This is a genomic window from Lentzea sokolovensis (assembly GCF_033949975.1).
In the GTDB taxonomy this organism is placed as follows: domain Bacteria; phylum Actinomycetota; class Actinomycetes; order Mycobacteriales; family Pseudonocardiaceae; genus Lentzea; species Lentzea sokolovensis.
Map to the genome: position 1 here is coordinate 432,785 of NZ_JAXAVU010000010.1, position 21,176 is coordinate 453,960.

At 70.1% G+C, this 21,176-nt stretch carries 16 protein-coding genes; 4 read left to right on the forward strand and 12 right to left on the reverse strand.

The features are described 5' to 3' along the window. Positions 1-7 precede the first annotated feature (7 nt). From murC to SK854_RS24045, 7 genes are all read right to left on the reverse strand, one after another. Positions 8-1,375, reverse strand: a complete 1,368-nt coding sequence (gene murC, locus SK854_RS24015; RefSeq protein WP_319977338.1) for a UDP-N-acetylmuramate--L-alanine ligase — start codon at positions 1,373-1,375, stop codon at positions 8-10. Beyond that, complete coding sequence (gene murG, locus SK854_RS24020; RefSeq protein WP_319977339.1) at positions 1,372-2,475, reverse strand: undecaprenyldiphospho-muramoylpentapeptide beta-N-acetylglucosaminyltransferase; 1,104 nt, start codon at positions 2,473-2,475, stop codon at positions 1,372-1,374. Before murG ends, murC begins: the two co-directional genes overlap by 4 nt. Positions 2,476-2,513: 38 nt before the next feature. Then, complete coding sequence (ftsW, locus tag SK854_RS24025) at positions 2,514-3,977, reverse strand: putative lipid II flippase FtsW (protein ID WP_406601816.1); 1,464 nt, start codon at positions 3,975-3,977, stop codon at positions 2,514-2,516. 67 nt (positions 3,978-4,044) lie between these two features. Next, positions 4,045-5,418: a UDP-N-acetylmuramoyl-L-alanine--D-glutamate ligase gene (murD, locus tag SK854_RS24030; RefSeq protein WP_319977340.1), complete on the reverse strand. Its 1,374-nt coding sequence runs from the start codon at positions 5,416-5,418 to the stop codon at positions 4,045-4,047. Between the two features lie 4 nt (positions 5,419-5,422). Beyond that, complete coding sequence (gene mraY / locus SK854_RS24035; RefSeq protein ID WP_319977341.1) at positions 5,423-6,508, reverse strand: phospho-N-acetylmuramoyl-pentapeptide-transferase; 1,086 nt, start codon at positions 6,506-6,508, stop codon at positions 5,423-5,425. After that, positions 6,505-7,965 carry a UDP-N-acetylmuramoyl-tripeptide--D-alanyl-D-alanine ligase gene (locus tag SK854_RS24040; RefSeq protein ID WP_319977342.1) on the reverse strand — a complete coding sequence of 487 codons (1,461 nt, stop codon included), beginning with the start codon at positions 7,963-7,965 and terminating at the stop codon, positions 6,505-6,507. Before SK854_RS24040 ends, mraY begins: the two co-directional genes overlap by 4 nt. Then, positions 7,962-9,488, reverse strand: coding sequence for a UDP-N-acetylmuramoyl-L-alanyl-D-glutamate--2,6-diaminopimelate ligase (locus SK854_RS24045; RefSeq protein ID WP_319977343.1), 1,527 nt, complete (start codon positions 9,486-9,488; stop codon positions 7,962-7,964). The genes SK854_RS24040 and SK854_RS24045 overlap by 4 nt, the downstream gene beginning before the upstream one ends. Positions 9,489-9,763: 275 nt before the next feature. Here SK854_RS24045 and SK854_RS24050 point away from each other — a divergent pair, with 275 nt between their 5' ends. Beyond that, positions 9,764-10,513, forward strand: a complete 750-nt coding sequence (locus SK854_RS24050; protein WP_319977344.1) for a universal stress protein — start codon at positions 9,764-9,766, stop codon at positions 10,511-10,513. Here SK854_RS24050 and SK854_RS24055 read toward each other — a convergent pair. The 5 genes from SK854_RS24055 to mraZ all read right to left on the reverse strand — a co-directional run bounded on the left by SK854_RS24055 (position 10,510) and on the right by mraZ (position 15,922). After that, a complete protein-coding gene (locus tag SK854_RS24055) occupies positions 10,510-11,562 on the reverse strand; it encodes a putative glycoside hydrolase (protein WP_319977345.1) in 1,053 nt (350 codons plus the stop codon). The genes SK854_RS24050 and SK854_RS24055 overlap by 4 nt on opposite strands. A 316-nt stretch (positions 11,563-11,878) precedes the next feature. Beyond that, positions 11,879-13,789 (reverse strand): peptidoglycan D,D-transpeptidase FtsI family protein, encoded by a 1,911-nt coding sequence (locus SK854_RS24060; RefSeq protein ID WP_319977346.1) that lies wholly within the window; start codon positions 13,787-13,789, stop codon positions 11,879-11,881. Further along, the gene (locus SK854_RS24065; protein ID WP_319977348.1) at positions 13,789-14,373 is read right to left on the reverse strand and encodes a hypothetical protein; all 585 of its coding nucleotides are present in this window, start codon (positions 14,371-14,373) and stop codon (positions 13,789-13,791) included. The genes SK854_RS24060 and SK854_RS24065 overlap by 1 nt, the downstream gene beginning before the upstream one ends. Beyond that, positions 14,370-15,323, reverse strand: coding sequence for a 16S rRNA (cytosine(1402)-N(4))-methyltransferase RsmH (rsmH, locus tag SK854_RS24070; protein WP_319977350.1), 954 nt, complete (start codon positions 15,321-15,323; stop codon positions 14,370-14,372). The genes SK854_RS24065 and rsmH overlap by 4 nt, the downstream gene beginning before the upstream one ends. Positions 15,324-15,490: 167 nt before the next feature. Then, positions 15,491-15,922 carry a division/cell wall cluster transcriptional repressor MraZ gene (gene mraZ / locus SK854_RS24075; protein ID WP_030479478.1) on the reverse strand — a complete coding sequence of 144 codons (432 nt, stop codon included), beginning with the start codon at positions 15,920-15,922 and terminating at the stop codon, positions 15,491-15,493. Positions 15,923-16,327: 405 nt separating this feature from the next. Here mraZ and SK854_RS24080 point away from each other — a divergent pair, with 405 nt between their 5' ends. Genes SK854_RS24080 through SK854_RS24090 form a run of 3 tightly spaced genes read left to right on the forward strand, consistent with a single transcriptional unit; the run spans position 16,328 to position 21,127 of the window. Continuing rightward, positions 16,328-17,380, forward strand: a complete 1,053-nt coding sequence (locus SK854_RS24080; RefSeq protein ID WP_402905564.1) for an AAA family ATPase — start codon at positions 16,328-16,330, stop codon at positions 17,378-17,380. Positions 17,381-17,382: 2 nt separating this feature from the next. Continuing rightward, entirely contained in the window at positions 17,383-18,648 is a 1,266-nt protein-coding gene (locus tag SK854_RS24085) for a DUF58 domain-containing protein (protein WP_319977352.1), read from the forward strand. A 1-nt stretch (position 18,649) separates the two neighbouring features. Then, positions 18,650-21,127, forward strand: a complete 2,478-nt coding sequence (locus tag SK854_RS24090; protein ID WP_319977353.1) for a transglutaminaseTgpA domain-containing protein — start codon at positions 18,650-18,652, stop codon at positions 21,125-21,127. The last annotated feature ends 49 nt before the right edge of the window (positions 21,128-21,176 follow it).

Consider the following 21,176-nt stretch of genomic DNA (forward strand, 5'->3'; position numbering starts at 1 on the left):
GGTGCGCTCATGACAGCGCGCTGACGATCTCGGGGCCGAGCATCGTCACGTCGCCCGCGCCCATGGTCACCACCAGGTCGCCCTCACGCACCAGTGACGCCACCAGCGCCGGGACTCGGTCGAACGAGGGCTCGTAGTGCACGGAAGCCGTGACCTGGTCCGCGATCAGGGCACCGGTCACGCCGGGCTCCGGCTCCTCGCGGGCGCCGTAGACGTCCAGCACGACGACCTCGTCCGCCAGCGACAACGCGGCGGCGAACTCAGTCGCGAACGTACGGGTCCTGGAGTACAGGTGCGGCTGGAACACCACGATGACACGGCCCGCACCCGCGACCGGACGCGCGGCACGCAGCTGTGCGTCGACCTCGGTCGGGTGGTGCGCGTAGTCGTCGTAGACGGACACGCCGTTGCCGCGGCCCTTGAACTCGAACCGCCGCCGCACGCCACCGAAGGCGGCGAGGCCTTCGAGCAGCCCGGCCTGGTCGGCACCGAGTTCCAGACCTGCCAGCAGCGCGGCGATCGCGTTCAGCGCCATGTGCTCGCCCGGCACCGCGACCCGGACCTCGACCGCCACACCGTCGATCTCGACCGACGCCAGGCCACCGGACTCGAGCGGCTTGTAGTCGACGAGACGTGCGTCGGTGGCCGAACGTCCGTACTCGCGCACCCGGATCCCACGCGCACGAGCCTCGGTGATCAGCCGCGCCGCACCGGGATCGTCCACACAGGACACCAGCACGCCGCCGGGCACGATCCGTTCCAGGAACGAGTCGAACACGGCCGTGTAGGCCTCGACGGTGCCGTGGTGGTCGAGGTGGTCGGCTTCGACGTTCGTCACGACGGCGACGGACGGCGAGAAGAACAGGAACGAGCCGTCGGACTCGTCCGCCTCGGCCACGAACACGCCACCGGTGCCCTGGTGGGCGTTGGCGCCGGACTCGTTCAGGTCGCCACCGATCGCGAACGACGGGTCGACGCGGCAGTGCTGCAACGCGACGGTGAGCATCGACGTGGTCGACGTCTTGCCGTGCGTTCCGGCGACGCACACGACGCGATGGTCTTCCATCAGCGCCGCGAGAGCCTCGGCACGGCGCAGCACGGTGATGCCGCGCTCACGGGCCGCCGCGTACTCCGGGTTCGTGTCCTTGATCGCGGTCGACACCACGACCTCGGTCGGACCACCGACGAGCTGGTCCAGGTTCGACGCGTCGTGGCCGACGGCGATCCGCGCGCCCTGGGCGCGCAGGGCCAGCACGGTCCGCGAGTCCTTGGCGTCCGAACCGGACACCTGCACGCCGCGGGCCAGCAGGATGCGGGCGATGCCGCTCATGCCGGCACCACCGATGCCGACGAGGTGAACTCGTTCGAGACTCACTTCTTGATCACCTCCAGCACGGAGCGGGCCAGGATCTCGTCCGCCTCGCGACGGCCGGTGCCGAGCGTCGCCGCGGACATCTGCGCGAGCCGGTTGCGGTCCGCCATCAGCGGCACCACCAGCGACGCGACCTTCTGCGGCGTCAGTTCCGAGTCCGGCACCAGCAGGCCACCGCCCGCGGAGACGACCGGACCGGCGTTCAAAGCCTGCTCGCCGTTGCCGATCGGCAGCGGCACGAAGATCGCGGGCAGGCCGACGGCCGACACCTCGGCGACGGTCATCGCGCCCGAACGGCACAGCACGGCGTCCGCGGCGGCGTACGCGAGGTCCATGCGCTCCAGGTACGGCACGGGAACGTACGCCGGAGCGCCCGGAACCTGCTGCACAGCAACGGAGTTCTTCGGGCCGTACGCGTGCAGCACACCGACGCCGGCGCGGGCGAACTCCGCCGCCACGGGCGCCACGGCCTCGTTGATCGAACGCGCGCCCTGCGATCCGCCGAACACCAGCAGCACCGGTGCGTGCGGGTCCAGGCCGAAGAAGCGGCGGGCCTCATCGCGCAACGCGGCGCGGTTCAGCGTCGTGATCGACTGGCGCAGCGGGATGCCGATGATCTCCGCGTCGGTGAGACCGGAGTCCGGCACGGCCGCGGCGACGTGCGCGGCGAACTTGGCGCCGACCTTGTTCGCGAGTCCGGCCTTGGCGTTCGCCTCGTGCACGACGATGGGGATGCGGCCACGCGCGGCCAGGTACGCCGGCAGTGCCACGTAGCCGCCGAACCCGACGACGACGTCCGCGCCGACGCGCTCCAGCACCTCACGGGTCTGCTTCACGGCGCCGCGCACGTTCAGCGGCAGCTTCAGCAGGTCCAGCGTGGGCTTGCGCGGCATCGGCACCGGCGGGATCAGCTCCAGCGGGTACCCGCGGGCCGGCACGATCTTGCTCTCGAGGCCGCGCGCGGTGCCGAGCGCGACGACGCGCGCGTCCGGCCGCAGCCGCATGACCGCGTCGGCCAGCGCCAGTGCCGGCTCGATGTGACCCGCGGTGCCACCACCTGCGACCACGACGCACGGACCACTGGGGGCAGGGTGCCCGGTCAAGACTTCTCCCGATTTGGTGTTGGCGTAGGGATGATCGATCAGTTGTATCGCCCGCGACCGCGGGTCGACCTACCTTGCTCCGAACGGCCCTGTGTCCGCCGCGATTCGCGGCGACGGTACTCCGAAGGCGGAGCTGAGCGTCCAGCCATACGACGTTCGTCGACGACCGGAAGTTGCGCGGTGCGCCTGCCCGGTGCGCGCGGAGGCGTGGACGGACGGACCGGCTTGCGCTTGGCGGGCGGCTTGTACGCCTCGGGCGCGGGCAGCCTGAGCAGCCCGCCGACCCGGCCGGGACCGAGCGAACGCAGCGCCGCCACGGCCTCGGGCTCGTGCCGGGCGCAGTTCGCGAGGATGCCGAACACGACCATGGTCGTCACGATCGAGGTGCCGCCGGAGGAGATCATCGGCAACGTGAGGCCGGTGACGGGCAGCAGCTGCACGACGTAGCCGATGTTGATCGCGGCCTGTGCGACCAGCCACACCGTCAGCGTCGCGGACACGATCCGGATCCACGGGTCGGTGTTGCGCGACGCGATCCGCAGCCCGACCCACGCGAGCATGCCGAACAGCACCAGCACCAGCGCGCACCCGACGAAGCCGAGCTCCTCGCCGATGACGGCGAAGATGAAGTCCGACTCGACGTTGGGCAGGTACCGCCACTGCGAGCTGCCCCGCGCGAGCCCCTTGCCGAACAGCCCGCCTTCGGCGAGCGCGAACATCGCCTGACGCGCCTGCAGACCGGCGCCGTCGGGGTCGGCGTCAGGGTTGAGGAACGACGTCACGCGCTGCAGCCGGTAGGCGGCACCGATCGCGAGCACGACGGCACCCGCGATCGCGCCACCGGCGATCACGCCGAACAACCGCATCGGCGCGCCCACGAACCAGAGCAGGCCGATCAGCACCACGCCGAGCGTGATCGTGCCGCCGAGGTCGGGCTGCAGCATGACCAGCGCGAACACCAGCATCGCGACCGGTACGACGGGCACCAGCAGGTGCCGGTACTGCGAGAGCAACGCGCGCTTGGTGACCAGGACGTGCGCGCCCCACAGCGCCAGCGCGAGCTTCACGGCCTCGATCGGCTGGAACGAGATCGGCCCGACGGTGAACCACGACCGGGCACCACCGCGGACGTCGCCCAGCGGCGTCAGCACCAGCGCCAGCAACACCACGCCGATGGCCATCGCGGCCGTCGAGAAGTGCCGCAGCTTGCGCAACGGGAACCGCAGCATCACCCAGAAGAGCACAGCGCCGATGCACACGTAGATCAGCTGCTTCTGGAACACGCTGTACGCGGACACGCCTGACGCGACCTGTCCCGGCGCCGACGCCGACAGCACCATCACCAGGCCGAGCACGGTGAGCATGCCGAAGATCGCGAGCAACAGGTGGAAGTCGGCCAGTGGCCGGCTCATCCACGACGTGAGACCGCTGCGCAACGAGGCGACGCGGCCCGTGGGACGAACCTTCCGCTTGCTTCTCGGCTTGTCGGCGACGACGGTCACCAGATCATCGTCTCCTGTGTCAAGCGCTCGAACGGGGATTCCTGGGGCGTGTCGCCCGTTTCGAACCCTACCGGCCACCCGTGAGGCGCTTTACAGCGTCCGTGAACGCCTGGCCGCGGTGTGCGTAGTCGCTGAACATGTCCATCGACGCCGCCGCCGGTGCGAGCAGCACGGTGTCACCGGACTGCGCGAACTCCTGCGCGGTGCGGACGATCTCCTGCATCGGGTCCTCGTCGTCGGCGACGTCGAGCACGCGCACCGGCACGTCCGGCGCGTGCTTCGCCAACGCGTCCGCGATGACCTGGCGATCGGCGCCGATCAGCACCGCTCCCCGCAGCCGATGGGCCTCGGTGCGGACCATGTCCTCGACCGACGCGCCCTTGAGCAGGCCGCCGGCGATCCACACGACGCTGTCGAACGCCCGCAGGGAGGCCACGGCCGCGTGCGGGTTCGTCGCCTTCGAGTCGTTGACGTACTTGACGTCCGCGGCGTCGACCGTCACGAGCACGGCACGGTGCGCGGCCGGTTCGAACGCTTCCAAGCCCTCGCGCACGGCCTCGGACGGCACGCCGTACGCGCGCGCCAGGGCCGTGGCGGCGAGAGCGTCCGCGATGCCGGGAGGACCTGCCGGGCGGATCTTCGCGATCTCGACCAGCGCCTCGTCGTCGGCGAACGCGCGGTCGACCAGCCAGCCGTCGCGCACGCCGAGCTGGCCGTCCTCCGGTTCGTCGAGGGTGAAGCCGATCCGGTCCCGCGCGGGCGAGGCCTCCAGCAGGTCGCCGACGAGTTCGTCGTCGAGCCAGCCGATCGCGACCTCACCGGTGAGGATCTGAGCCTTGGCCTGCGCGTAGGCGTCCATGCCGCCGTGCCAGTCGAGGTGGTCCTCCGCGAGGTTGAGCAGCGCGCCCGCCTGCGGCCGGACCGACGGCGCCCAGTGCAGCTGGAAGCTCGACAGCTCCACCGCCAGCACCCGGCGGCCGGCCAGCAGCGCGTCCACGACCGGCAGGCCGACGTTTCCGCAGGCCACGGCGTCCGCGCCGGCGGCGTGCAGGATCGACTCCAGCATGCCGACCGTGGTGGTCTTGCCGTTCGTGCCGGTCACCGCGAGCCACACCGGCGGGTCGGCGAGCTCGGTGCCCATCCGCCAGGCCAGCTCGACCTCGCCGATCACCTCGATGCCCGCCGACGAGGCGGCCGCGAGCAACGGGCTCGACGGCTGCCACCCCGGACTCGTGACGACCAGCGACGTCCCGGCGGGAGGCTCGACCAGCCCCGGCACCAGTTCGACGCCTTCGAGCACGGTCTCCAGCGCCGCCAGCCGTTCCGGCGACGAGTCCGTCACCACGACCTCGGCGCCCGCCGCGAGCAACGCCTCCGCGGCGGACCTGCCGGTCACTCCAGCACCGGCCACCAGCACCTTTGTTCCGGCCAGCTTGGTCATAGCTCTAGAAACCGCCCGTCAGCCACTCGCTGTAGAACACGCCGAGCCCGAACATGCAGCAGATGCCGCCCATCAACCAGAACCGGATGATGACAGTGGTTTCCGCCCAGCCCGCCAGCTCGAAGTGGTGGTGGAACGGTGCCATGCGGAACAGGCGCCGTCGTGAGGTGCGGAAGACCGCGACCTGCAACGCCACCGACAGGGCCTCGACCACGAACAGACCACCGATGACGATCATCAGCAGCTCGGTGCGGGTCGCGATCGCGAGACCGGCGACGAGGCCGCCGAGCGCGAGCGACCCGGTGTCACCCATGAAGATCTTGGCCGGAGCGGCGTTCCACCACAGGAAGCCGATGCAGCCCGCCATCGCGGCCGCGGCGATCACCGCGAGGTCCAGCGGGTCGCGCACGTCGTAGCAGCCGGCCACGGCGTAGCTGGAGCAGTTGTAGCGGAACTGCCAGAACGAGATCACGACGTACGTGCCGAACACCATCGCCGACGAACCGCCGGCGAGGCCGTCGAGGCCGTCGGTCAGGTTCACGGCGTTCGACCACGCGGCGACCATGCCGTAGCAGAAGACGATGAACCCGATGACGCCGAACGAGACCACGGTGATGTCGCGGACGAACGACAGGTTGACCGACGCGGGCGTCAGGCCGTCCTTGTTCGGGAACTGCAGCACCAGGATCGCGAACGTGATCGTCGCGATGAACTGGCCGACCAGCTTCGCCGTCTTGTTCAGGCCCAGGTTGCGGGCCTTGCGGATCTTGATGAAGTCGTCGAGGAAACCGACGATGCCCAGCGACGTCGTCAGCATCAGCACGAGCAGGCCGGACGCCGTCGGGGTCTGCCCCGAGGCCGAGGCCGACATCGAGTTCACGAGGTGCGTGCCGAGATAACCGGCCCACATCGCGACCAGGATGGCGAGGCCACCCATGGTCGGCGTGCCGCGCTTGGTCTTGTGGTGCTGCGGACCGTCCTCGCGGATCTCCTGGCCGAAGCCCTGGCGAGAGAAGATCTTGATCAGGTAGGGCGTCAGCAGGATCGACACTGCCAGTGCGATCGCTGCGGCGATCAGGATGCTCTTCACTTGGTTCCTGCCTCCAGCAGGGCCTCGGCAATGCGCCACAGGCGATAGGCGTTCGATGCCTTGACCAGCACGACGTCACCGGGCCGGACTTCCCCCTGGAGCAGCGCGATCGCCGCGTCCGCGTCCGGCACCCTGACGGATTCGTCTCCCCAAGATCCTTCCAGGTGCGCACCCTGGTGCATCGCGCGGGCCGCCTCACCGACGACCACGAGCTTGCTGATGTCCAGGCGCACCACCAGGCGGCCGATCTCGTCGTGCTCGCGCACCGCGTCGTCGCCCAGTTCCGCCATCGGGCCGAGGACGGCCCAGCTGCGGCGGGCGGGCGTGGTGGCGCGCGAGATCGTCGCCAGCGCCTTCAACGCCGCCCGCACCGAGTCGGGGTTCGCGTTGTACGCGTCGTCGATGACGGTCACGCCGTCCGCCCGGTCGGTGATGACCATGCGGTGCGCGGAGACCCGTTCGGCCGCACCGAGCCGCTGCGCCACCTCGGCGGGCGTGGCGCCCAGTTCGAGCGCGATCGCGGCCGCGACCAGCGCGTTGCCCACCTGGTGCGGGCCGTTCAGCGACAGCTTGACCTGGGCGTCGCCCCGCGCGGTCTTCAGCGTGAAGCTCGCGCGGGCCTGCTCGTCCAGCTCGATGTTCTCGGCGCGGACGTCCGCGTTCGGGCTCTCGCCGACCAGGACGACCTTGGCCTTCGTGCGGCTCGCCATGCCCGCGACCAACTGGTCGTCGGCGTTCAGAATCGCGACGCCGTCTTCCGGCAGCGACTCGATCAGCTCGCCCTTGCCCTGCGCGATGCCTTCACGCGAGCCGAACTCGCCGACGTGCGCGGTGCCGACGTTCAGCACGGCGCCGATCTTCGGCGGGGCGATCTCGGTGAGGTTCGCGATGTGGCCGATGCCGCGTGCGGACAGTTCGAGCACGAGGAAGCGGGTGTCCTCGGTGGCGCGCAGCGCGGTCCACGGGTGGCCCAGCTCGTTGTTGAACGAACCGGGTGGCGCGATGGTCTCGCCCGTCGGGCTGAGCACCTGGGCGATGAGGTCCTTGGTGGACGTCTTGCCCGCCGAGCCGGTGATGCCGATGATCGTGAGGTCCTTGAGGCGGTCCGTCACGTGGCGGGCGAGCTTGGCCAGCGCTTCGAGCACCGCCGCGCCCTCGCCCGTCTTGTCGCCGGCGAGCACGTAGGCGTTGGCGTGCTTGGTCTGCACCGGCGGCGCGATCACCGCGGGAGCGTCGACCTCGCGGCCCGCCAGCACACCGGCCGCGCCCGACGCCACGGCCTGCGCGGCGAAGTCGTGGCCGTCCACGCGCTCACCGGGCAACGCCAGGAAGAGGCCCCCCTCGGTGACCTTGCGGGTGTCGAACTCGATGGACCCGGTGACCACCGGACTGCCATCGGTCGCGTGCAGGCGTCCGCCGACGATCTCAGCGATCTCGGCGAGCGTGAGTGCGATCAACGGTGCGCCTCTCTGATCGCGGCGGTCAGCGTCTCGACGTCCGAGAACGGTTGGATCACGCCGGCGATCTCTTGTCCCGTCTCATGTCCCTTGCCCGCCACGACGACGACGTCGCCCGGAAGAGCCAGCTCGACGGCCTTTTCGATCGCGAGCCTCCGGTCGCCGATCTCGAGCACCTCGCCCCTGTCGTGCGCGGCGAGGGCCCCTTCGAGCATGGCGGCCCGAATAGAGGACGCGTCTTCGCTCCTGGGGTTGTCATCGGTGATGATCAACACCTCGGCCCGTTCGGCGGCGGCCTCGCCCATCAACGGCCGCTTGGCGCGGTCCCGGTCGCCACCGCAGCCGAGCACGATGATCACCCGGCCGTCGGTCTTGGCGCGCACGGCGTCGAGCGCGAGCGCGACGGCGGCGGGCTTGTGCGAGTAGTCGACGACGGCCGTGAAGTCCTGGCCCTCGTCGATCCGCTGCATGCGGCCGGGCACCTGGACGTTGCGCAGGCCCTCGGCGATCGCCTCGGCACCGATGCCCTCCACGTGCAGGCAGGCGATGGCGAGCAGGGCGTTCGCGACGTTGAAGCTGCCCGCGAGCGGGAGGTGGATCTCGATGTCGAGACCGGGGCCGTGCGCGGTGAACGTCTGCTCACCGGTCGGCGACACCTGGATCTCGCTCGACGTCCAGTCCGCGGCCTTGGTCGTGGCGACGGTGATGGTGCCTGGCTTCACGAGCCGGTCGCCCCACTCGCTGTCGACGCAGACGACCTCCTTGCGCGCGCGGCCGTCGAACAGCTGCGCCTTGACCTGGAAGTACTCCTCCATGTCCGCGTGGAAGTCGAGGTGGTCCTGGCTCAGGTTCGTGAACGCGCCGATCTCGAACTCGGTGGCGGCGACGCGGCCCATGTGCAGCGCGTGGCTCGACACCTCCATCGCCACGTCGGTGACGCCGCGCTCGGCCATCACCGCGAACAGCGCCTGCAGGTCCGGTGCCTCGGGCGTGGTGTGCGAGCTGCCGAGCTGCTCGGTGCCGATGCGGGTGCCGACCGTGCCGATCAGGCCGGTGTTCTTCCCGGCGGCGCGCAGCACCGACTCGATCATGTACGTGGTGGTGGTCTTGCCGGACGTGCCGGTGACACCCCACAGCTTGATCTTGGTCGACGGCTGTCCGTAGACGTGCGCGGCGAGCAGCCCCACGACCTCGCGGGGACGTGGGTGGATCAGCACGGGCACGTCTTTGAGGGCGTCGCGCGCGGCTCCGGCCTCGTCCGTCAGCACGGCGACGGCACCGTTCGCGATCGCCGTGGCGGCGAAGTCGGCGCCGTGCGCGTTGGCGCCCGGCAGCGCGGCGTAGAGGTCTCCGGCGACCACGTGCTGTGCACGCAGAGTGACCCCCGTCACCTGGACGTCGGCATGCGCTGGCCTGGTCAGGTGCACGTCGGCGACCGCGGCGAGAGCAGCCACGGAAGCAGGGCGAATGGCGTTGGGGCGGGGCGGGGCGGTCGCGACCTTGCCCTCGAGCTTGGCAGGCACGGGCAAGAGGCTACCGGCGTGCGCAGAGTGGTCGAGCGGCGCGTTGGCGTTCGGGTGATGATCAGCGACTCTGGGCCGTTCGAGTGCCCTCGTCGCTGGTCCTGTCCAGCGAGCCCGTCCGGCCGAACAAGTTCCTGCCCGCTTTGTGACTTAGGGCCCTGTGACCACTGGTGTGGCTGCGGTGAGGTAGAGAGCGGCAGGAGGCGGCGATGAACACCAGCACGGCGGTGGAACCCAGGAGATTTTCCTTCTGGGCACCCGATTTCAGTCGTTCCGTGACAGTCGGAGTCGACACTTCCGAGTCCGCGTATCACGCTTTCGAGTGGGCCGCGCGGCACGCGTGGTCGCTCCGGACGGATCTTCAGGTGTACCTCGCGGACCCCGGCGACACGACGGTCCAGCGGGTCCTGGAACGACTCCCCATGCTCACCGCCCACTTCCGCCCGAGCGGAGACGACCCGGTGGCCGCACTGGTGAGGGCGTCGGACTCCAGCGCGACCTTGGTCTTGGGGTGCAAAGGCGAACAGCACCGCAGCCTGGGGCTGGGCTCCCTCGTCCTCCCGGTGTTGCGCCGCGCGCGGTGCGGCGTCGTGGTGGTGCGCGGACGCCCAGAGGCGATCCGCGGCGAACACGGCTGGATCACCGCTGCCGTCGGCGGGTGCGAGGACCCGGTCGTGCTGCGGCGCGCGGTCGAGCTCTGCCGCACCCGCCGAGCGCGGCTCCGCCTGCTGCACATCCACCTGCCGGCCCAGCACGGCGTCACGGTGCCGCGCGACGAGGCCACGATCCGCCGGGCCGTGTTGTTCCTGCGCACCACCGCTCCCGAACTGACCCCCGAAGTACTGGTGGAGTCACGGCATCCGCACGAGGCCCTGGCCGCGCTGGACTCCGATCTCGTGGTCGTCGGACGAGGCGGGCAGCACGACGGGGTGGGGCTGGTCACGCGGGCCGCGCTCTACCACGCGTCCTGCCCGGTGCTGGTCGCCCGGCCGGAGCCGATGCACGACGACCGCGCGAAGCTCTAACAGCTCTTGCGCAGCACCGTTCCGGTGGTGCCCGGCAGGGCGACGAAGGTGACCGGGGAGTTGCGCTCGTTGAACTGCGTCTCGGCGAGCCGCACGGTGATCGGGGCGCTGCCCGTCTTGTTCGCGTTGACGATCACGGTGCCGCACTCGAAGTCGCGCTGGTGCACGTTCGCGGCCACCTCGTGGTGCTCGCCGAGCGGCGTGCCGAGGTCCCAGTCGTACTCGGTGCGCCACTGCGAGGGGCCGTCGTAGCGGTCGGTCTGGTCGATCTCGGAGATCGCGGCGTGCTCGCCCTTGGCCAGCAGGTAGCTCGCGAAGGCGTAGCGGAACGGCTGCTCGGCGCCGCTGTGGTGCGGCTGGACCCAGGTGATCTTGCCCTTCGCCTCGTTGGCGGTGATCTGGGCGATCTGCCGGCTCCAGCCCTGCGAGTACTCGGAGAGCAGGTCCTTGTCGCCGAAGGTCAGCCACCACTCGTCGAAACCGCCGTCGAGGTGCTCGACGTACGAGTCCCACGCGCCGTCGTGCAGGCGGGCGTTGGACATGTTCGCGACGGTCTTGAGGCCCGCGTCCACGAACTTCTGCCTGGTGTTGGCGAGCATGGAGCGGTAGGCCTCGCGCATCGACTCGTCGGTCGGGTACGCGGCCGGGCAGACGCCGTCGTGGTACGTGTCGCAGGCGAACAGGGCGTTGTCCATGAACACGCCGTCGAAGACCTTGGCCGAGGACGCGACCACGTTGTCGGCCCAGGCGTTCTGGTAGCCGACGTTGCCGACGTCCATCTGCCAGTGGCCCTCGTAGCCGTCGTACTCGAAGCGCTTGCCGCCGGAGTCGAGCAGGAACCACGACGGGTCGGCCTCGCAGTAACCGACGCCGGTGGGGAGATCGGAATCGTCGGTGCCGTTCGAACACGCATAGCTGCGCGTCGACGAGAGATCCTTGTAGACAAAGGTCTGGATCTTCGGATTGGCGGCCTTGAACTTCGCGGCAAGATCGGTTTCCCAGGCGTTGAGCACCACGTAGGAACGGCGCTGCGCCTCGGTGGCGATCATTTGATCATTTGTCGGGGTGCTGTTCATGTGCAGCCAGAAGGACTCGGCCGTCCATTCGTCCTCACCTGCTTGAGCTGCGGGAACCATCGTCACCGCCAGGACCCCTGCCAAGATCGAATACCTGAGAAAACGCACGCCAAACCCCATCTCGCCTTGCCACTCCGGTTTCGGAGTATTAGACGTGATGGATCGCGTCTCATTACGAAGAGTTTTTCACTGTGAAACACTGGAATGTCCTGTTGTCACGCCTGGGCGTGGCTCAGGTCACTTGCGAAACGGGCGCGCGCGACCAAGAATGCGCGCCCACTCAATTGATCTACAGCTGCAACTGCACGAACGGCGTCTGCTCGACCGACATCGGCACCTGGAACCGCTGGGTCAGGAAGGTCGCGATGTCGTGGAACAGAGGTGCCGCCGACGAGCTGAACTGGGTGCCGGTCGGCGCGTCGAGCATGATCCCGACGACGTAGCGCGGGTTGTCCGCCGGGAGGATGCCGGCGAACGTGATCCAGTACTGGGACTGGGAGTAGCACTTGCAGTTCTGGTCGATCTGCTGCGCCGTGCCGGTCTTGCCCGCGACCTGGTAGCCGGGCAGGGCGGCCTGCTTGCCGGTGCCGTTCTGGTTCGCGTCCCGCAGGTCGGACTGCGTGACCGAGCGGAACATCTGGCGGACGGTCTTCGCGGTCTCCGGCGACACGACGGTGACGCCGTCCGGCCGTTGCTTCTCCGAACGCGCGCCGTCCTCGCCGATCTCGGCGCGGATCAGCCGCGGCGGGACGCGGACACCGTCGTTGGCGATCGCCTGGTACATGCCGGTCATCTGGAGCAGCGTCATCGAGAGACCCTGGCCGATCGGCAGGTTGCCGAAGGTCGAGCCGGACCACTGGTTGAGCGGCGGGACCTGGCCCGCCTCCTCGGCCGGGACGCCGGAGTTCGTGCGGCGGCCGAGACCGAACTTCTGCAGCATCTCGGCGTAGCGCTCCTGACCGACCTCCTGCGCGGCGAGCAACGTGCCGACGTTGGAGGACTTGGCGAACACGCCGGTGAACGACATGGGCACGGTCGGGTGGTTCCACGCGTCCCTGATGGTCCGGTCGGCGACCTTGAGCGACCCCGGCACCTGCAGCACGTCGTCCGGCTTGAACAGGCCGTACTCGACGGCGGCGGCGGCCGTGACGATCTTGTTCACGGAGCCGGGCTCGAAGCTGTACGCGACCGCGGTGTTGCGCTTCTGGTCCTCGCTCGCCTTGCCGAAGTCCGTCGGGTCGTAGGTCTTGTCGTTGGCCATCGCGACGATCTCGCCGGTGCGGCTGTCCAGCACGACGGCGGAGGCGTTCTTGGCGCCCGACTTCTTCGCGTAGTCGGCGACCATCCTCTGCACCGCGTACTGGGTGTCGATGTCGATGGTGAGTTCGAGGCTCTTGCCGGGCTGCGGCTTCACGAGCTCGCGCTCGGTGTTCGGGATGACGAGGGTGTCGTCACCGGACATCGTGTCGACCACTCGGCGGCCCGTGCGACCCGCGAGCACGTTGTCCTGGGCGTTCTCCAGACCGAGGATGCCCTGGACGGTCGGCGGCTTCTCCTCCTGGCGCCAGTTCGCGGCGCCGATGATGTTCGCCGCCAGGTCGCCGTTGGGGTAGATGCGCTTGGAGCGGTACTCCGAGCCGATCTCCGCGGGGAACTTCTCGACGATCTTCGCGGCCTTGGCCGGTTCCGCCTCGCTGACCAGGACCTCGTAGGAGATGTCCTTGACGAGCTGCTGGTAGACGGACTCCTCGTCGGTCTTCTCCCCGTTGACCTCTGGCCCCAGCGTCGACGAGATGAACTTGGCCATCTCACGCGCGCGGTCCTCGTAGGTCCCCGGATACTTCTTCTCGTCCTTCGCGTGCGCTTCGTCCCAGGCCTTACGCGCGCGCTGCGGAAGGATGTAGAGCGCGCGCACCTCGATCGAGAACGCGAGCTGGTTGCCGTTGCGATCGAGGATCGACCCGCGCTCGGCGGGGATGTCGATGGGCGTCGTGCGCTGCTTCTGCGCCTGCGCCGACAGCTCGGCCGCCTGCAGGCCCTGCACCTGCACGAGCTTGACGCCCGCGATCAGCAGGGCGCCGATCAGCAGGATCCGGCCGACGCCGATGCGCAGCCTGCTGTTGCCGCCCAGGCGCGCGGCCGGGCGGGAGCCGCGCACGGACAACGGCCGGCGCGGTCCCCTGGTCTGCGGACCGGGCATCAGCCACCCGCCGGAGGCGTCTGACCCGCCGGAGGAGTCTGGCCCGCGGGCGGTGCGGGCGGCTCGGAGGACGGCGGAGGCGGAGGCGTCGACTTGGTCGGCGCGCTCGGCTTGCCGAACTCCTCGATCGAGCCGTCCGGGTTCTGCCGCAGCCGTGCCGGGTTCGACGGCTCGACCAGGCCCATCTCCCCCGCGCGGCGCGCGAGGTCGGTCGGCGACTCCAGCAGCGCCACCTCGCGGCGCAGCTGCTCCATCTGCAGCGTCAGCTTCTCGGCCTCCGCCCGCGCCTCCTGCAGCCGGTAGGTGTCGGCGGCGGCCTGGGTGGAGAAGTACATGATCCCGGCGACGCCCGCGCCCAGCACGAGCATCACCAGCACGACGAACGGAGCCTTGGACACGGCCTTCTGCTGCGGGCTCGCGGAACCGCCGCGCAGGTTCGAGGCGCGCTGGGCCCGGCGCGCGTAGGCACGCTCGGCGCCGGCGGTCCGCCGCCGGGCCTTGTCCTTCTCCTGGACCTTGTCCTGGGTCTTCTTCGGGGAGGGGTCGCGGGGTGACGACCCACCGACCCGCGCGGGTGCCGTCATCTCGGCTCTCCGATCCGCTCCGCCGCCCGCAGGCGCACCGGCGCCGCACGCGGGTTGTCCTCGATTTCCTTCTCGTTCGCGAGCTCCGCGCCCCTGGTGAGCAACTTGACCTCGGGTCCGTGACCCGGCAGCTCGACGGGCAGGCCCGGCGGCGTCTTGGACTTCGCCAGCTCCGCGATCGCCTGCTTCACCATCCGGTCCTCGAGGGACTGGTAGGACTCCACGACGATCCGCCCGCCGACGCGCAGCACGCCCAGAGCGGCGGGCAGTGCCAGCCGCAACGACTCCAGCTCGCCGTTGACCTCGATCCGCAGCGCCTGGAACGTGCGCTTCGCCGGATGGCCACCGGTGCGCCGCGAAGCCGCGGGCACGACGGCGTAGAGCAGCTCGACGAGCCGGCCCGAGTTCGTGAACGGCTCCTTCTCGCGCTCCCGCAGCACCGCGGAGGCGATCTTGCCCGCGAACCGCTCCTCGCCGTAGGTGGAGAGGATCCGCGCGAGGTCGCCGTGCCCGTACGTGTTCAGCACGTCCGCCGCCGTCATGCCGGTGCCCTTGGACATCCGCATGTCGAGCGGGGCGTCCTTCGAGTACGCGAACCCGCGCTCCTCCTCGTCCAACTGCAACGAGGACACGCCGAGGTCCATCAGCACACCGTCCACGCGCGAATAACCGAGGTCTTCCACGGCTTCGTCGATGTGGTCGTAGGTGACGTTGACGAGATGAACGCGGTCACCGTGGCGAGCGAGACGCTTGCCGGCCATCTCGATGGCCTGCGGGTCGCGGTCGAGCCCGATGAGGGTGAGTTCGGGGTGGGCGCTCAACAGCGCGTCGGAGTGGCCGCCCATGCCGAGCGTCGTGTCGACGACGACGGCGGGCTTGCCGGAGAGCGCTGGAGCGAAGAGTTCCAGGACACGATCCAGCAGCACCGGAACGTGCCGCGGCTGATCCATGGTCTCTCTACTCCCCTTATGCGCGTTTCGGGTGACGTCAGGTCCCCGCCCGCCCGTCGAACCTGGCGCCGGGGAAGGTGCGCCAGGGCCGATTCTCGAGCGGACCGAGGCCTCACGGCACCCGAATCGCGTGTGGAACATCCGGCCTGTTGCTCGGCTGACCGCCATCAGAAGACGCCCGGAATGACCTCCTCGCGAGCGGTGGCGTAGCCGTCCTCGTGCTCGTCGAGATAGGTCTGCCAGGCCGCCGCGTCCCAGATCTCCATCCTGGTGAACGCGCCGACGACCACGCACTCCTTGGTCAGCCCGGCATACCGGCGCAGTTCCGGTGCGATCAGGACGCGGCCCTGACCGTCCGGACGCTGCTCGTCCGTTCCTGCGAACAGATACCGCTGATAGGCGCGTACGGCGTCGTTGGTGAACGGCGCCTCGGCGACTTTCTTCGCCATCTGCTCGAACTCAGCCCGGGGAAACACGTACAGGCAGTGGTCCTGGCCCTTGGTGACCATGAGACCTCCCGCCAGTTCGTCCCGGAACTTCGCAGGCAGTGTCAGCCGACCCTTGTCGTCCAGGCGCGGGTAGTGAGTGCCGAGGAACATCGGCAGCCACCTCCCTCACCGGGCGACGGACCGGCAGCGGAGCCCCCGTCTGCCCCACCGGCCGCCACAGTACCCCACTTTTCACCACAGTCAACGTTGAAACAGCTGTCCACACAGCATGTCGTGACACATTTGCCCAGGTAGACGCCGTGGGGGAGCGTGGGGGGACGGTGGGGGAGCTGGTCAGTCACCACCTTCGCGGGTGAGGGTTCAGCCCGGAATTAGCACTCGAACGGCCTAGAAATTTCCGTCAAAACCGAGAGTTGCGGCGAGTTGGTGGGGGAAGGTGGATGCTGGTGGAGCGAACCCGATGTAGCCCGCAGGTGTAGGGCACTTAGCCGTGGTTTGACACACTGCGTGAAACGCTCACACGTCCGTGTTCCGGACACGGCTGCTGGAGGTTTAGTGACGCCGGGAAGCCCAAGCGCGAACAGTCACGCGCCGGTCGATCAGATTCTGGGAGAGTTGCACGGCGCCGTTCAGCGGATCGCCGCGAACGTCGAGCGGGTGCTCGTCGGTAAACCAGACGTGGTCCGCCTTGCGCTCGTGACGCTGCTCGCCGAGGGGCACCTGCTGGTCGAGGACGTGCCGGGTGTCGGCAAGACCTCGCTGGCGAAAGCGCTTGCCCGCTCCATCGACTGCACCGTGAGCCGAGTGCAGTTCACGCCCGACCTGTTGCCGAGCGACATCACCGGCTCCTCCATCTACAACCGGCAGGAGAACGACTTCGAGTTCCGGCCTGGACCGATCTTCGCGAACATCGTCGTCGGCGACGAGATCAACCGCGCCTCCCCCAAGACGCAGTCCGCTCTGCTGGAGTGCATGGAGGAGCACCAGGTCACGGTCGACGGGAACACCTACCCGCTGGGCTCGCCGTTCATGGTGATCGCGACGCAGAACCCGATCGAGATGGAGGGCACCTACGCCCTTCCGGAGGCACAGCGCGACAGGTTCACCGCGCGCGTGTCGATCGGGTACCCGGACCCGCAGGCCGAGCTGGCGATGGTCGACGAGCACGCGGGCCACAACCCGCTCGACGACCTGAGGCCCGTTTCGGACGCCGCGCAGATCCTGCGGCTGGTCGAGTCCGTGCGCCGGGTGCACCTGTCGCCTGAGGTCCGCAGGTACGCCGTCGAGGTGGTCTCGGCGACGCGCCGCCTGCCGGAGCTGCGGCTCGGTGCCTCGCCGCGGTCCACGTTGCACCTCGTCCGCGCCGCACGCGCGCAAGCCGCGCTGGCCGGCCGTGACTTCGTGGTTCCCGACGACATCCACGCGATCGCGATCCCCGTGCTGGCCCACCGGCTGGTGCTCACGGCGGAGGCGCAGGCCGCTCGCCGGTCCCCCGCCGAGCTGATCAGGGCGCTGTTGCAGCGGGTGCCGGTGCCGACTGCGGCACTCGACCCGAGCGCGGCGTTCGTCCGCAGCATGAACAACAACAACGCAGGGACGCCACGCTAACGATGCGCACCGCACTCTCCGGTCTGACCACGCGCGGAAGATGCTTGCTGGCCGCGGGGTTCGCCGCCGGAGTGTGCGCCGCGGTGCTGAACGAACGCGACCTGTTGCGGGTCGCCGCCTTCGTGATCGCGCTTCCCCTGCTGGCCGCGTGGCTCGCGACGAGGGCTCGGGTTGGATTGCACGCCGCCCGGTTCCTCGCCCCGAGCCGGGTGCCGGTGGGTGCGGCGTCCGAGGTGAAGCTCGACCTGCGCAGCACCGGCCGGCTGCCCACGGGCGGGCTGATGCTGGAGGACACGGTGCCGTACGCCCTGGGCGCGCGGCCGCGGTTCCTGGTGGAGCGGTTGCCCCGCAACACGCCGACGACCTTGCGCTACCCGCTCAAGCCGGTGATGCGCGGCGTCCAGCAGGTCGGCCCGCTGATGGCGCGGATCACCGACCCGTTCGGGCTGGCCGAGTTCGACCGCGAGCTCGCGGGCCGGTCGCGGCTGGTCGTGGTGCCGCGCGTGGTGCGGCTGTCGGGTCTGCCCGGCGGTTCCGGCATGGGCGCGGGCGACGACGGCTCGGTGCGGCTGCGGGCCGGTCAGGGCGAGGACGACGCGATCGTGCGGCAGTACCGGCAGGGCGACGACCTGAGGAAGGTCCACTGGCGGTCGACGGCCCGGCGCGACGAGCTGATGGTGCGCGTCGAGGAACGCCCGTGGCGCGGCGGCACGACCGTGCTGCTCGACCACCGGGTGCACGCGCACCGCGGTAGCGGTCCCACGGCGTCATTGGAGTGGGCCATCTCGTTCGCGGCGTCGATCTGCCTGCACCTGCACCACTTCGGTCACCAGGTGCGCCTGGTCTCGGAGGACGGGCGGGTGCTCGCGGGTGGCTCGTCCGAGGGCGGGCACAGCGACCACGTGGTGCTGGACTCGCTCGCGGCGTTGCAGGGCTCGCACCGCCGTGAGCTCACCGGCGGCGTGGACCCCGGCGCGGGCCAGGAGGTCATCGCGGTGCTCGGCGGACTCTCGCCGGCGTCGGCGGAGGAGCTGATCCGGTACCGGCCGCGCGGCATGCGCAGCATGGCCGTGCTGCTGGACGTGAACGCGTGGGCGGGTGGCACGGACGCCGCCGCCCCGGAACCCGAGGACGCCCGGCGGCTGCTCAACGGCGCGGGCTGGGGTGTGGCGATCGCGAAGCCGTCCGCGTCGATGCAGCAGGTGTGGCAGGAGTTGTGCGCCTCGGCGGGTAACCGGGGTCCGTCGGTGCGCTCGGAGGTGGGCTGAGATGGGGACCCGTTCCGCTCCGGCGACGAGAGGGACCGAACCCGAGTGGTTCACCTCGGCGACGCCGTGGATCGCCGCGCTGGCCGTGCTCTGCGCGTCCACCGCCCTCTCCGGTGTGATCGAGGGCGACCTGTGGCTGGTGCGGATCGGCGTGGTGATCGTGGCGATCACCGTGACCGGCGCGTTCCTGCGCGCTACCCGGCTGACTCCGCCGCTGGTCGCGATCGCCCAGGTGTTCGTGCTGTTGTGCCTGCTCACGGCATTGCACACGCGGTCGGGCATCTTCCTGTTCATCCCCGGTCCCGAGGCGCTGAGCGAGATCGGCGACGTGCTCGCGGACTCCGTGGCGCAGGTGCAGACCGGGGTGCCGCCGGTGCACGCGTCGCCGGCGATCCAGGCGCTCGTGGTGCTGGCGATCGGCCTGGTCGCGGTGCTGGTCGACACGCTGGCAGTGGCCGCGGCGGCTCCGGCGGCGTCCGGGCTGGTGCTGCTGTGCGTGTTCGCGGTGCCCGCGTCGCTGGCCGACGAGATGCTGCCGTTCTGGACGTTCATCCTGGGCGCGGCGGCGTTCGCGATGCTGCTCGCGGTCGACGGCCAGCACCGGCACGAGGCGTGGCGCGGCCGGCTCGGTTCCGGGTCGGCGAGCGGGTCCGGCGGGTCCGCGACGTCGGTGGCGGCGATCGCGATGGTGATCGCGCTGATCGTCGGTGCGGGCTTCACGCTCGTCGGCACGGTCGGCAGGCTGCCCGGCGGCGGTGCCGGTGGCGGCGGCAAGGGCGGCATCGGCCTGAGCGAGATGACGTCGTTGCGCGGCATGCTCAACCGCGGCCGGACGGCCGAGGTGTTCTACGTGCGCGGCATGACCGACCCGATGTACATGCGGGCGTCCACGCTGGCCCAGTACGTGCCGAACAAGGGCTGGGAACGCGGCAGTCCTCCCGGCGGCCAGCCCGCGCGCGGTGAGCTTCCGCCGCAGCCGGGCGATCGCGGCGAGGGCAAGACCACCCGGATCAACATCGAGCCGCGCGACTGGCGGAGCTTCTGGCTGCCGACCTACGGCGCCGTCCGCCGCATCGACACCCCGGACGACGACTACCAGTTCGACCCGAAGAAGGGCGTGATCTACACCCAGCGGGAGCGCGAACCGGAGTCGTACGAGATCGACACGGTGATGTCGACGCCGACGAAGCAGGCGCTGCGGCTGGCACCGACCCAGGCGAACGCCGTCGATCGTGAGTACTACAAGTTCGACGGGGTCGAGCAGGAGGTCGTGGACCTGGCGAAGAAGGTCGTCGAGGGCGCCACCAACGACTTCGACAAGGCGGCCGCGCTGACGGCGTTCTTCAACAGCCCCACCACCGATTTCAAGTACCAGCTCGAGACCAAGGGCGACGTCACGACGGACGCGCTGAGCGACTTCGTGCTGCGGAGCAAGGTCGGCTACTGCGAGCAGTTCGCCTCCGCGATGGCCGTGATGGCCCGGGTGGTGGGCCTGCCGTCGCGCGTGGCGATCGGTTTCACCGCCGGTGTGCCGTCCGCGGACAACGCGTACCGCGTGGTCAGCACCGACGACGCGCACGCGTGGGTCGAGATCTTCTTCCCGAACTACGGCTGGATGACCTTCGACCCGACCCCGGTCTCCGACGGCCGCGGCATCGTCCCGCCGTACCTGCGCGAGACCGCGCCGGGGCAGGAGGAACAGCCGACCGCCGAGACGACGGCGCCGTCGGTGGCGCCGTCCGCGACCGGCTCGGCCCAGGCCTCCACCTCGCCTGACGGCACCGACGGCGACCAGGGACTGCCGCAGGCGGGTTCCGAGGGGCCGCAGCCGTGGCACCTGTGGGCGCTGGGCGTGGTGCTGGTGCTGGCGGCGTTGCTGTCGATCTTCCTGGTGCTGGCGCTGCTCGGCGTGGTCAGCGCGGGCCTGATGGGCGTGTCGTGGGCGCGCAAGCTGCTGATACCGGCCGCGGCGGGGTTGTGGCTGATCGGTGTGGGGCTCGCGGCGGCGTTGCTCTCGTGGTGGCTCGCGGTGGTGCTCGTGATCGCCGGGATCGTGTTCACGCCGTTGCTGGTGCGTGCCGTGCGACGGCGCAACCGCCTGCACGCGGTGACGGCGCTCGGTCCGGGCGCGGCCACGGCGGCGTGGAGCGAGCTCATGGCGGAGTCGATCGACCGCGGCGCGCCGGTGCCGGCCGCCGAGACGATCAGGCTCGCCGCCCGCCGGTTGGCGCGTGAGCACAACCTGGACGACGCGGGCAAGGACGGGCTGCGGCTGGTGATCGGGGCGATCGAGCGGTCCTGGTACAGCCCTCACCCGGCCGCCGACCCGGCGTTGCCCGGTGCGCTGGCCGCGGTGCGACAGTCCTTGCGACAGAACGCACCGCTGTCGTTGCGCGCGAAGCTGTTCCCGAAGTCGGTGCTCAAGCCGACGCCCGCGCCGACGGCCGAGACACCCGACCGGGAGCCGGTCGGGGTGTAGGTCCGCGGCAGGACCCCGTGACATGACGATGGGCCCGCTCCCTGCCGGG